This window comes from Curtobacterium sp. PhB172, assembly GCF_003752545.1.
Classification (GTDB): Bacteria; Actinomycetota; Actinomycetes; order Actinomycetales; family Microbacteriaceae; genus Curtobacterium.
This window is the reverse complement of sequence record NZ_RKIF01000005.1, coordinates 481,214-493,377: the sequence shown is the minus strand read 5'-3', so window position 1 is coordinate 493,377 and position 12,164 is coordinate 481,214. Positions and strand designations below refer to the sequence as shown.

The window sequence follows — 12,164 nt, the reverse complement described above, 5'->3', positions numbered from 1 at the left end:
TACATGTCGCAGGACGATGGTAGTGTCCCCTGCAACACGCCCCGTTGGGGGGACATGACGAAACTCCGGGGAAAGGGAGTCACACCGTGGCGAACATCAACGTCTCGTACGCAGACCTCGAGGCAGCAGCCTCCGACCTCAAGGCGGGTCAGGCGGACATCGAAGACCGTCTCTCCGCCCTGCAGCGCAAGATCCAGCAGCTCATCTCCGACGGCTACGTCACCGACAAGTCGTCCGTCGCGTTCGGCGAGTCCTACGACGAGTTCAACCGTGGCGTGACCCAGACCGTCCAGGGGCTCGAGGGCCTGTCGACGTTCCTGTCGAAGGCGTCGCAGACCCTGTCCGAGACGGACGAGTCGCTCGCTTCCGGCCTCAAGGGCTGACACCGCTGACGACCCCGTGTCCCGCGATCGCGTGGGGCACGGGGTCGACGCGGTCCCGGTGGCGGTGGCTTCCGGTTCGTGATCGGGGAGGGATTGTTCCGTGGCTTCGAGACTGCTCGTTGACCTGATGGGGCTCGGGGAGCTCCAGACCGACCTGTCGACCGTGCACAGCACGCTCGAACAGGCGCACAAGCGCGTCGATGCGTCCGACGACGAGATCGGCTCGGGCACCGTGCAGGACGCCCTGCACGACTTCGACCACCGCTGGGGCGACAAGCGCGACAAGATCAGCGACTCGACGAAGGCGCTGGCGGACATGCTCAGCGCGTCCGTCGAGACCTACACCGAGACTGACGAGCAGCTCGCACAGGCGCTGCAGGTCAACGACGAGAACGGCGGCGGCGGACCCGCTGCCTCGAGGGCGGAGTAGTCATGGGGCGGCCGTCGGGGTGGGATGTCGTCGATCAGGGTGATGATCCGGTCAAGGGTGATCCGTCGACGTTGCGGATGATGTCGCGGGAGTACCAGCGCATCTCCGACGCAGCGGATGACGCCTCGACCCGGCTGCAGTCGGTCAAGGGGTCCGGGTGGCTGACCGACTGGGAGGGTGAAGCCGCCGACGTGTTCGTCGACGCGATCGAGGACACCCCCTCGGACCTGACCAAGCTCGTCGACTCGTACGAACTCGCCGCGACGGCGTTGTCGGGGTGGGCGGACACGGTCGATGACACCCAGTACCGGGCCGACGGTGCGCTCGCGGACGCGAAGGACGCCTCCGGGGACCTCGCCGCGGCGCAGGACCGGCTCTCCGATGCGCAGTCGAACCTGTCGCACTACCAGTCGGCGTCGAAGGACCTGTCGAAGGTCGCGGACGAGTACCCGGCCGGGTCCGAGGTGCCGGACGGGGTGGACGTGCCGTCGCCGGCGCAGCTGCGGGCCGCGTCCGACAACGCCGCCGTCGCGCAGGGGTCCGTGTCGTCCGCGCAGGGCGACATCGCGGCGGCGCAGTCCCGGATCGACGCAGCGAAGCGGCTCGTCGCGGATGCGAAGGGTGACTGGCAGGACGCGGAGCAGCGGACCGCGACGAAGATCGGTGAAGCCGCCGACGCGGGGCTGGGGAAGCAGTCCACGTGGGACAAGATCTTCGGGTCCGAGGCGTGGGAGACCATCGTCTCCATCGCGAAGGTCGTCGTCGCTGTGGGCGGCATCATCGTCATGATCATCGGCGGGCCACTCGCCTGGATCGTGCTCGGCGCAGCCCTGCTCGTACTCGCCGACACCCTGTACAAGATGTCGAAGGGCACCGCCGACGGGTGGGACCTCGCCTTCGCGTTGCTCGACTGCATCCCGGGGATGAAGGGGATCACCACCGCCGGACGGCTCCTGTCCGCAGCCGGCGACGCACGCAAGGCGTTCTCGCTCGCCCGCTCGACCGGATCGCTCGGCGCGCTCGCCGGCCGGACCCTCAGCGGAGCTGGCCGCTACGGCGTGATGGCGCTCAAGGAGCTTCCGCTGGCGGTGAAGCAGTTCGCGTCAAACCCGACGCGGCGACTCGAGCGCATGGCGCTCCAGGTGCGCTACCTGACCCCAGCGAACATGGTGCACAGCGCCGTCGATGCGGCGAAGGGGCTGCACACCGGCTTCTTGGGGTCGCAGGGCAAGCCGATCGTCGAGCGCCTCACCGACGCTTTCACCGCGAGTGACCGCGCCTTCAACCGCACCGTCAGCGGCGCCTACAACGCCCACGTGTCCGACATCGCTCGGACGGATCCGGCCCGGGCCAGCCAGCTGTGGCAGGGCGGCGACGGCTACTACGGTGTCGACTCGATGACCAACGTGACCGGCCCGCACGCGCAGATCGACGCGTTCGCCTCGACGCCGTCCGGCATGCAGAGCCCGTCGGCGAGCTACGCCATCCCGAACGCCCCGAGCGGTGACTCCGCCGCGTTCCACGAATCGGCCCAGGTCGGCGCGAACTTCGACTACCCGACCCCGTACCGTGAAGACGTCTCAGTCGCACACATCGGAGCGGACCAGCCGTACGCCGTCGGCACGGCGCAGGCCAACCCGCAGTTCGGCGCCGGCGGTGGAACGCAGTACTTCCACTCCGGCATGGCGACCGACAGCCCATCGCCGTTCCCGGCAGGCGGGCCTTCCGGCATGGACCCGAGCGTTCGGTCGATCACCGAGTCGGTCGGTATGCGCGGAGCCCTGCACGCACCGTGGCGCGCGGTGGCCTACACGCAGCCGCTCGTCGGGAGCAACGAATGATCCACGAGGGCTTCCCGGACGTCCTCGTCGTGGGACCGGTCGCCGATCGGTCGTTCTCCGATGACGGCCGGCTGGTCATCGATTACGGCACGGCGCCTCGGTGGTCCCCTGACGCAACGCTCCCGGATCTCGTCGCACGGGCGAAACTCCTGGCGCTGCTCCTCGACGCGCTCGACCCCGAAGTCGACGTCCGAGTCGGCGCACGTCACCAGTTCCTGCTCAACGACCACATCGACGGGCGCGTCGACACCCGCGCCGGTGGGACTCCGCCGCGCCTGCTCGCGTACGGCTCGCTGACGACCACTGTGATCCGGTCGAGTGACCTCGGCCGACTCGTGGATGTCCGCAACGAACCCTCGATGGCACAAGGGCTCTTCACCTTCCCCCGCGGCGCCGAAGTCGTCTCGCAGATCGGCCCCGGAGCCGCACTCACGCGCTACGGCGACACCGGGTACTTCGACCAGGTCCTCTCCTTCGAGACCGACGATGCTGCATCGCCCTCGAAGCAGACCACCAAGGCACTGCACCGATGGACGAAGATCGTCGATGGCTGGCGGAAGAAGGCCACTCCCGCGCAACGGGAACTCGAAGGCCCGTGGATCTGAGCGAGCCGGCCGAGCTCACGGCCTGGCGACGGGCGGTCGACACGGACCTGTGGATGCTGGCGACGGAGGACGGCGTCCCGGCGGTCATCGCCCCGGCTGACGAGTCGCCCCAGGCCGTCGCGCTCGCGTTCCTCGACCAGCAACAGGCTCAGGCCGCGGCCCCGGACGACGCGGTCCTCCTGCACACGACGCTGTGGTCGGCGCTCCGCGCGACCCCGGCCGACGTGGCTCTCCTGCTCCAGCCCGGCCAGCCCGACGAGCAGGTCCTGCTGCCCGAGGACATCGACCGGATCGTCGGTGGATCGCGGGACCGCGCGCCGGTGCTCTCACCCCGCGACCTGGCGATCACGTCGATGATCCCCGCGGTGATCGTGGACGGAGTCGTCAGCCCGCAACCGGATGGTCTGCCCGTGGGGGTGCTCCTCGACCAGGCCGGCCGATCCGGCGTCCCGTCGACGCTGGCGGCGGGGCCGACGATGCCCCTCGAACTCGACGCATGGACGACGGCGGCACTCATCCGAGCGGCGAGCCCGTTCCCGGCGGGGTTCGACGTCGTCGTCGGTGCCCCGAAGCCGGAGCAGTACCCGGCGGTGACCGACTTCCGCGAACAGTACGACGGGGCGGCGATCAGCACGGTCGGTGTCATCGTCGAACGGGCGTCCGAGCGGATCGTGGTACTCGTCGACACGGATGACGCCGACGAACTCGGACGCGTCCGGGTCCAGGCCGCATCGCTCGTGCCCCTGCCCGTCTTCGTGACCGACCGCCGGTCCTCACCGGAGCAGGCGTGGGTGCTCGGGCGGCCCGACAGCCACGTGTCCTGATGGTGACCTGGCGCGCGAGTACCCGTCAGACGACGGTCCGGGCCGTGCCGGTTCCGAACGGCCTCTCCCTGGCGATCGAGTCCGATGGTCGCCCCGCCACCGAACCGCACGATCGGGGTGTTCGTGTCGAGTTCGCGTACTCGGTCGCCGAGGACCGTCCGGCGACGCGGGGCGTCGCGACGCGGCCGGTGACCCGGCAGTCTCTGCTCGAGGACGAGCGGAGCGGTCGCTTCGTCGTGCAGGTCGACGCCGCCGAAGGATACGGCGACGGCGTCCCGATCACGGAGCAGCATCCACGGCGCCCAGGTCTGCTCCCGTTCGCACCGTCCGGCGTCCGCGTCCTCGAGCTGTCGGCAGCCAACGGGATCTGGGGGGACGTCGTCAGCAGACTGGCTCGGCCGCACTCGGCATGGATGCTCCTCGAGGCGTCGACGGGCGGTGCGAGCTGCACCGTCGTCATCGACCCGGACCCGGACGGATGGCGGAGGCGAGCGGTCGAGGCCCTTGGTCGACGCCCGCACCCGGAGATCACCGTCGTCGACTCTCTCGACGCCGTCCCCCGCGCCTGGCGCACGGCCACCCGCAACCTGCTCGGGCCGACATTGGCATCGACGCCCGGATGACCGAGTACGCGCGAACGGCGCACCGCCAGGGCGAGACGACGCCAGCCATGATCACCGTGAGCTCCGAGCCGTCCGGCGCGGACGGCCGGTTTCGCTACTCCGTGACCGTCGTCGTCGACGGTGTCGAGCACGTCGCCGTCGAGGACGACGCCTTCGAGGCCCTGTCGACGGTGCGGATGGAGCTCGAACGACGCGGCTGGCTGCTCGGCGTCGAGGGTGCACGGATCGACGTCTGGCCGAGCGGCATGGCGAGGGACCAGGGCGGGGGCCTTCGCGCCTACCGGCTCCGACGTGGGCGTTCTCCCCGTTCAGCGAACCTGGTCGACGTGTTCGCTCCGGCTGCCGATCACCTGGCGACCGTGGCCGAGCAGCGCCTGACGGTCGGGGTCGCGCCACTCGATCTTGCTGCCGCATCGTACGAGGACGCCGACGAGGTGGTCTCGGTCTCGGCACCGTGCGACCAGCTCGTCGCCGAACGGAGCCGGCGAGGCGGCCTCCGTGCCGCACTCTTCGGTGGCCGACGCCCCGGCGACGAGCGATGGCAGGTCGTGCGTTCGCTGGTCGGCGATGCACTGCGACCAGACGAACGGGACGAGGCCGAAGCGCTGTCCGACGAACCGGACGGTGTGCGGCTCGTGACGACGGTCGGTGCGGACGAGGACGGTGTGCGGTGGTCGGACCTCGTCGACATCGGGGTCGACGAGGCTGGCGTGGTGCTGGTCCGACGGTTCCGACGCCGCTACACCGGACGGACCCGCGCGCACGTGGAGGTGCTGCTCGACACCAGCGCGCAGGGCCTGCCGACAACCGGATTCCGACCCACCGAGTTGGCAGCGCTCACCCCGCAACGGCAGGTCGAAGCGCTGCGGCGACACATCGAGGGGCTCGGCATGGTGCCGGCGATCGCGATCGACGCCATGTTCTGGCCCGACCGCGGTCGCGTCCCGACGGGGCGCGATGACGACCAAGGGGCGAACACGACCTTCCACGGCACGGCCGACGGGGTGGCGTACACGGTGCTCGTCAGCGGTGCCGGGCACCTCCGGATCGTTCGGGAAGAACCGTTCTTGTCCCACTGACAATTACCGTGGTACGGTCGAGCCATGGCAGTCGAACTCAGCACCTGGGACGCCCAGGGCAACCAGACGGCAGCGACGTTCTCCACCATGCGGTTCCCCGCCGGTGAAGCCCACGTCAAGGTCGCGAACGACACCGCCGAGCCGGGGGGCCTCACCGAGATCGCGACCCTGCGCGGCACGAACGGCGACGATCTGATCATGCTCGGCATGTGGGCGGACGCCGTGCGCCAGCGCGGATCGAGGTCCGTCGCGCTCGTCCCCTACCTGCCCGGTGCCCGGCAGGACCGCGGCTTGCCGTTCGGCGCGAAGGTCTACGCGGACGTCCTCAACGGCTTCCACCTCGACCAGGTCATCGCGTTCGACCCGCACTCGCCGGTCATCGTCGGCCTGGTCGACAACCTGACCGTCGTCACGAGCGAGCAGGTCGTCCGTGACGCCGTGGTCGGCGCACCCGAGCACGACGGCGGCGCCCCGTACACCGGCATCATCGCTCCGGACAAGGGTGCGGTACCCCGCGCCACCGCGGTCGCCGAGGCGTGCGGGCTGCCGCTCTACCGGGCCGAGAAGCACCGCAACCCCGACACCGGCAAGCTCGACGGCTTCACCTGCGAACCCCTGCCCGACACCGGCCGGTTCCTGGTGGTCGACGACATCTGCGACGGCGGCGGCACGTTCATGGGCCTCGCCGGCTCGACGGGTCTGCCGAAGGAGCGCCTCAGCCTCTGGATCTCGCACGGCGTCTTCTCCGGTCGGGCCGCACAGCTCGCCGACCACTTCGGCGAGATCGTCACCACCGACTCGTACCCCGCGCAGAACGCCATCGACGGCCTGCGCACGATCGCACTCACCCCCTACCTGACGGAGCAGATCCGATGACGCAGACCACGAGCACCACGAGCACCACGAGCACCGGGATCGAGCCGCGCATCACCACGGCGAGCCCGATCGCGCCGCTGCTGGCCGTCGACGGCTACAAGCACTCGCACCGGCAGGTCTACCCGGCCGGCACCACCCGCATCCTGATCAACTGGACGAACCGGTCGAACGCGCACATGCCCGAGTCGACGCACGCCGTGGTCTTCGGGCTGCAGGCGTTCATCCAGCGCTCGCTCGTCGAGGCCTGGGCGCCGTTCTTCGCCGCGGACGAAGACGAGGTCGTCCGGCTCTTCGACGACGCACTGCAGAGCTACTTCGGCCCGAACCACATCGGCACCGACCACGTCCGTGCCCTGCACCGCCTCGGCTACCTGCCTCTCGAGATCCGCGCCCTGCCCGAGGGCACCCTCGCCCCGATCGGCGTCGCGACGCTGACCGTCGAGAACACGATCGACGAGTTCTACTGGCTGCCCAACTACATCGAGACCGCCCTGTCGGCGTCGATCTGGCACCCGTCGACGGTCGCGACGAAGGCGCTCGAGTACCGCGACCTGATGGAGGACTGGGCCGCCCGCACCGGCGCGGTCCCGGCCGGCATCGACTTCGCCGCGCACGACTTCTCGTTCCGTGGGCAGTCGAGCATCGAGTCGGCCGCAGCGGGCGGCGCGGGCCACCTGCTCTCGTTCCTCGGCACCGACTCGATGCCGTCGCTCGACTTCATCGACCGCTACTACCCGGGCGACAACGGTTGGGTGGCCGCGAGCGTGCCCGCCACCGAGCACAGCGTGATGTGCGTCCGCGGCGCCGACGGCGAGCTGGCGACCTTCGAGCAGGTCCTCGACGTGTACCCGACGGGCATCGTCTCGGCGGTCAGCGACGGCTTCGACCTGTTCAAGGTCATCACCGAGACCCTGCCGCAGCTCAAGGACCGCATCACCGGTCGTGACGGCAAGCTCGTCATCCGCCCCGACTCGGGCGACCCGGTCGACATCGTCACCGGCACCGTGCACGGCGTCGACGAGGCGGAAGTGTTCGCCACCGACCGCAGCCACGAGCAGAAGGGCGTCGTCGAACTGCTCGACGAGATCTTCGGGCACACCGTGAACGAGCAGGGCTTCAAGGTCCTCGACCAGCACATCGGCGTCATCTACGGCGACAGCATCACGCTCGACCGTGCCCGTCGCATCTACGAGCGCCTGGCCGCCAAGGGGTACTCGAGCGACAACATCGTGCTCGGCATCGGGTCGTACACGTACCAGTACATGACCCGCGACAACCTCGGCAGCGCGGTCAAGGCCACGTGGGCACTCGTCGACGGCGAGCCCGTCGACATCCAGAAGGACCCGAAGACCGGCAGCGGCAAGAAGAGCGCGAAGGGCCGCATCGCCCTGCACCGCGACGAGACCGGCGAGATCCGGCAGACCGACCAGGCCACGGCCGACGACGAGGCGAGCAGCCTGCTCCAGCCGGTGTGGGTCGACGGCCGCTTCACGCGCCTCCAGTCCTTCGCCGACGTCCGCCAGACGCTCCGCGACGAGCGTTCGGCTCGTGCCACCCGCCGGGCGGCCACCGCGTGACCGACGCCGCAGCGGCGATCCGCGACCAACCGCTCATCGCGATCGACGTCGTCCCGGTGTCCTTCGTGACGACGGACGGTCTGCGGGTCGCCACCGCGCGTCGGGCGTACGCACCGTACGCCGGACAGGAAGCGCTCCCCGGCGTGCTCCTCGACGGCACTGAGATCCTCGCCGACGGTGCGCGGCGCGCCCTGCGGTCCAAGGTCGGCGTCGGCTCGACGGCGGTACGCCACCTCGCGCAGGTCGGCGCGTTCGACGGGCCCGACCGCGATCCACGGAGCTCCGCGATCAGCATCGCGTTCCTCGCAGTCATCGACCCGGCAGCGCACGCCGACGCAACGTGGCACGACGTCGGCACGCTCCCGCTCGGACTGCCGTTCGACCACGACCGGATCGTCGCCTCGGCGCTTGAGCGTGCACGGGTCCTCCTCTGGTCAGACCTGACGTTCACGCGAGCGCTGCTCGGCGATCCGTTCACCACGGCGGACGCCGCTCGGCTGCGGATCGCCCTGACGGGGACCACACCGGACCCGGGCAACCTCAACCGGACGCTCCGTACGAACACCGCGCTTGCCCGGGTCGACCTCCCAGCGAGTGCGGGACCCCGGGGCGGGCGTCCCCCGGCAGCCTGGACGTGGCAGGACTGAGCACGGTTGGGTGGACCCATGTCCTCTTCCCTGTCCGGTGACGACTCCCTGCACCTGCCCGAGTTCGACGCGCCCCCGGCGTCGCCGCTCGACCTCGCGCAGCAGTGGCTGGATGCCGCGGACGAACGCGACGTCTCGGAGCCGAAGTCGATGACCCTCGCCACGGCCGGTGCGGACGGTCGAGTGTCCGCCCGCACGGTCGACGTGAAGCGACTCGACGACCGCGGGCTCGTGTTCGGCACCTCGACGCTCAGCCCGAAGGGTCGTCAGCTCGCCGACAACCCGCACGCTGCGCTGCAGGTCTACTGGCGCGAGACGATGCAGCAGCTCCGGTTCGAGGGCCGGGCGGTGCAGCTGTCCGACGACGAGTCCGACGCGCTCTTCGCCGACCGGTCGCCGAAGTCCCGAGCCGCCACCGCCATCGCTGACCAGTCCGCCGTGCTCGAACCGCGGACGCTGCAGGACCTGATCGACGACGCGAACGTGCTGCTCGACGAGTCCGACGACGCAGTGCCGCGGCCAGCCGGATGGGTGGCATGGCGGCTCGAACCCGACGTCGTGGAGTTCTGGCACGGCAGCCGCGACCGGATGCACCGCCGCCTGCAGTACGTGCTCGCCGACGGCACCTGGTCTGCCACCCGCCTGCAGCCGTAGTCGAGTCCGCTCCCGGTCAGTCCGACTGCCACCACGATGGCTTCGCGGACTCGACGATGATCGTCAGCGACCGGGCGTCGTTGGACTTCCCGCACCGGCGCCGTCGCCGCTCCAGCTGGTGCGAGGTTGGCCACTCCGTGCGCGCTTCTTGTGCTGCACGGAGTGATCAACCTCGCACCGAGAGAGTCCGAGGCGCAGCCCCTACCGCCCGATCGGGTTCGTCATCGCCCCCGCCCGGATGAGCGACGACGACTGGTCCGCCAGGTCGACCATCGACAGGGTGTTCCGCAGCTGCAGCCGGTTCAGGCAGGAGTGCTCGAACGTCGGCACCCGCAGGTCCAGCGGCCGTCGGCGGTCCGGGTGCGCGGCGGCGTGCGCGTCGATGCACTCCCCAACGACCTCCCAGAACCGGCCCTCCGGCAGCACCCCGTCGTCGTCGAGGATCGCCGCGACGAACCGCAGCACCCCGTCGAACACGTCGGTGAACACCGCGAGCGCGGCTTCGTCGTCGGACACCGGGTGCACGATCCGGTCGATGTCGGCGGGCACGGGGCGATCGTCGTGCCGCCCGAGCACCGCGGCTTCCTCCCCGATGTCCTTCATGACGGCACGGACCACGGCACCGTCGCGGACGACGAGCACGAGGTTCTCGCCGTGCGGCATGAACACCAGGTCGTGCACGGTCAGGCAGTGCACGACGGGCAACAGGTAGGCGTCGAGCCAGCGCCGCACCCACTCGTCGGCAGGAAGTCCCGACGCCTCGATCAGCGCGGAGACGACGGCGTTCCCCGAGGCGTCCCGGTGCAGCAGCGCCGCCATCGTCAGCAGTCGCTCGCCGTCCTTCACCCGCGGCAGCGGGCTCTCCCGCCACAGTGCCGCGAGCATCTTGCGCTGCGGCGACGACACGTCCACCTGGTGGTACGCGTCGCCGGTGTAGCCGATGGCCGCGTGCTCGCGGAGCACCGAGAACCCGACCGACGCGAGTGTCGGGTCGGCGGTGACGATCGACTCGACCCAGTCGTTCACCGCCGGGGTGTTCCGCATGTACGCGGGCGACATCCCCCGCAGGAACCCCATGTTCTGCACGGCGAGCGCCGTCTTGACGTACGAGCGGGTCGGGTCCGAGTGGTCGAACGCGGTGCGGATGGACTGCTGCGGCTGGTACTCGTCCGACCCGTCGCCGAGGTCGACGAGGTCCTGCCGCCCCAGGTCGGGTGCGAACGTCACGGCGATCCGGTGCTGCCACTGCCAGGGGTGCACGGGGATCCACACGTAGTCGTCGGGGTCGAGGCCGCGACGTTCCAGCGTGGAGCGGAACCCGGCCACGACCGCTTCGGAGAGCTCCGCCTCCCAGTGGGCTTCTTCGGTCCGGTCCGCGGCGAGCGCCAGGTGCGTGTGCGCACGTCGGGCGGCGAGCCACCGGTAGCGGAAGCGGCCGCCGACCTCGGGCGCGAAGGCGCGGTACTCGTCGAGGCCGAACCCGATCCGCCCGTTCGCGGCGACGAACGCCGGGTGGCCCTCGGTCATCGCCGCCTCGACGTCCTGGAACGAGGCGACGACGTCGTCGACGGACGGACCGGACGAGCCGGCCGAGCCCGCAGCGCACCGCCCACGCGCGAGCTGCGCGGCCGACGGCCCACCCCGCCGGTGCTTCGCGGCGGCGCTCGCCAGGGTCGAGGCGATCTCCTCCAGGTAGGTACCGAGCAGCTCGTCGGGGATCACGAGTACCTCGTGCAGTTCGAGCACGAGGTCCTGCGCACTGAGTGACGCCGACAGCCCAGAGCGAGTGCGCGTCAGCGAGGCTTCATTGATCGACCAGTGCTCGAGCACGTGCTGCCGTGCCCGGAACCGGTAGGTCGAGTCCCCCGCGTCGAGCCGCCACCCGTCCCCGTCCGGCACGGGTTCGATCAGCCGCTCGTGGGTGAACTCGGCGATGGCCTTCGCCACCAGGTGTCGTTCTGCGGGTTCCAGGTGCTCGGGTCGCAGGTGCGCGGACGGGCCGTTGTCGTCCGGCACGCCGATCCGGTCGGTGTCGAGCACCGACAGCAGGGCCCGCTTGCCGTCGACGTCCACCTGGCGCAGGGCGCGGAAGCCCACCTCGGCGTTCTTCGCCTGCACCGCGGTGTTCCGGACGTCCGGCTCGACGACGACCCGGCGCGCACCGAGAGCGTCGCGGCAGTGCTCGACGACGGCGCGCATCACGGCGCTCGTCAGTCCGTGCACGCGGCCGCCGGCCGGGACCGGTGCGACGAGCAGGTGCATGCCGACGTCACCGCGCTCCGCCGCCCACACGTCGGTGAGCAGGACGGCGGCGGGGTCGTAGGTCTCGACCAGGAAGCACGGCTCACCGTCGCGTCGGCCGAGCCACGCAGCCTGCGCCGGGTCCGCCTGCACGCCGGCCAGGTAGTCGCGGACCTCTGCCACGTCGAGGTGCCCCATCTCCCACCACGACGACGCCGGGTGGACGAGCCACGACCGGACGACGGCGGCGTCGCGGTCCGGGTCCACGGGCTCGACGGCCAGGAGGCCCGGAGTAACTCCGGCAGACACCGTCGCCTCGGGCGCACTGGCCAGTGCAGTGCCCGTCACATCTGTGCCTGTCAGATCCGTGCCCGTCAGATCCGT

General features: G+C 70.5%; 12 protein-coding genes. 11 read left to right on the top strand and 1 reads right to left on the bottom strand.

Annotated elements, in window-relative coordinates; genetic code table 11:
- The first annotated feature begins 86 nt into the window (after positions 1 to 86).
- The 11 genes from EDF42_RS03440 (at position 87) to EDF42_RS03390 (ending at position 9,539) form a co-directional block, all read left to right on the top strand.
- Positions 87 to 383: a WXG100 family type VII secretion target gene (locus tag EDF42_RS03440; protein ID WP_071404660.1), complete on the top strand. Its 297-nt coding sequence runs from the start codon at positions 87 to 89 to the stop codon at positions 381 to 383.
- 100 nt (positions 384 to 483) lie between these two features.
- The gene (locus EDF42_RS03435) at positions 484 to 813 is read left to right on the top strand and encodes a DUF6507 family protein (RefSeq protein WP_123936922.1); all 330 of its coding nucleotides are present in this window, start codon (positions 484 to 486) and stop codon (positions 811 to 813) included.
- Positions 814 to 815: 2 nt separating this feature from the next.
- Positions 816 to 2,654 carry a WXG100 family type VII secretion target gene (locus EDF42_RS03430; protein ID WP_395865028.1) on the top strand — a complete coding sequence of 613 codons (1,839 nt, stop codon included), beginning with the start codon at positions 816 to 818 and terminating at the stop codon, positions 2,652 to 2,654.
- Complete coding sequence (locus EDF42_RS03425; protein WP_123340966.1) at positions 2,651 to 3,259, top strand: hypothetical protein; 609 nt, start codon at positions 2,651 to 2,653, stop codon at positions 3,257 to 3,259. The genes EDF42_RS03430 and EDF42_RS03425 overlap by 4 nt, the downstream gene beginning before the upstream one ends.
- Positions 3,250 to 4,083, top strand: a complete 834-nt coding sequence (locus EDF42_RS03420) for a hypothetical protein (RefSeq protein ID WP_123340967.1) — start codon at positions 3,250 to 3,252, stop codon at positions 4,081 to 4,083. The genes EDF42_RS03425 and EDF42_RS03420 overlap by 10 nt, the downstream gene beginning before the upstream one ends.
- A 44-nt stretch (positions 4,084 to 4,127) precedes the next feature.
- Positions 4,128 to 4,706, top strand: a complete 579-nt coding sequence (locus EDF42_RS03415) for a hypothetical protein (RefSeq protein WP_148067602.1) — start codon at positions 4,128 to 4,130, stop codon at positions 4,704 to 4,706.
- On the top strand, positions 4,703 to 5,785 hold the full coding sequence (locus EDF42_RS03410) for a hypothetical protein (RefSeq protein ID WP_123671453.1): 1,083 nt from the start codon (positions 4,703 to 4,705) through the stop codon (positions 5,783 to 5,785). Before EDF42_RS03415 ends, EDF42_RS03410 begins: the two co-directional genes overlap by 4 nt.
- 24 nt (positions 5,786 to 5,809) lie before the next feature.
- Positions 5,810 to 6,661, top strand: a complete 852-nt coding sequence (locus EDF42_RS03405) for a phosphoribosyltransferase family protein (protein WP_123340970.1) — start codon at positions 5,810 to 5,812, stop codon at positions 6,659 to 6,661.
- Positions 6,658 to 8,238 (top strand): nicotinate phosphoribosyltransferase, encoded by a 1,581-nt coding sequence (locus EDF42_RS03400; protein ID WP_123671452.1) that lies wholly within the window; start codon positions 6,658 to 6,660, stop codon positions 8,236 to 8,238. Before EDF42_RS03405 ends, EDF42_RS03400 begins: the two co-directional genes overlap by 4 nt.
- Positions 8,235 to 8,885, top strand: coding sequence for an NUDIX hydrolase (locus tag EDF42_RS03395; RefSeq protein WP_123671451.1), 651 nt, complete (start codon positions 8,235 to 8,237; stop codon positions 8,883 to 8,885). The genes EDF42_RS03400 and EDF42_RS03395 overlap by 4 nt, the downstream gene beginning before the upstream one ends.
- Positions 8,886 to 8,903: 18 nt before the next feature.
- Positions 8,904 to 9,539, top strand: coding sequence for a pyridoxal 5'-phosphate synthase (locus tag EDF42_RS03390; protein WP_123671450.1), 636 nt, complete (start codon positions 8,904 to 8,906; stop codon positions 9,537 to 9,539).
- Between the two features lie 201 nt (positions 9,540 to 9,740).
- Here the strand turns inward: EDF42_RS03390 and EDF42_RS03385 are convergent, their stop codons facing one another.
- Positions 9,741 to 12,128 (bottom strand): GNAT family N-acetyltransferase, encoded by a 2,388-nt coding sequence (locus EDF42_RS03385; RefSeq protein WP_123671449.1) that lies wholly within the window; start codon positions 12,126 to 12,128, stop codon positions 9,741 to 9,743.
- Positions 12,129 to 12,164 lie beyond the last annotated feature (36 nt).

Bases quoted from the DNA above. Each gene is read 5' to 3' on its own strand.
- EDF42_RS03430 (WP_395865028.1), top strand. From the start codon at position 816: ATGGGGCGGCCGTCGGGGTGGGATGTCGTCGATCAGGGTGATGATCCG.
- EDF42_RS03425 (WP_123340966.1), top strand. From the start codon at position 2,651: ATGATCCACGAGGGCTTCCCGGACGTCCTCGTCGTGGGACCGGTCGCC.
- EDF42_RS03410 (WP_123671453.1), top strand. From the start codon at position 4,703: ATGACCGAGTACGCGCGAACGGCGCACCGCCAGGGCGAGACGACGCCA.
- EDF42_RS03405 (WP_123340970.1), top strand. From the start codon at position 5,810: ATGGCAGTCGAACTCAGCACCTGGGACGCCCAGGGCAACCAGACGGCA.
- EDF42_RS03400 (WP_123671452.1), top strand. From the start codon at position 6,658: ATGACGCAGACCACGAGCACCACGAGCACCACGAGCACCGGGATCGAG.
- EDF42_RS03390 (WP_123671450.1), top strand. From the start codon at position 8,904: ATGTCCTCTTCCCTGTCCGGTGACGACTCCCTGCACCTGCCCGAGTTC.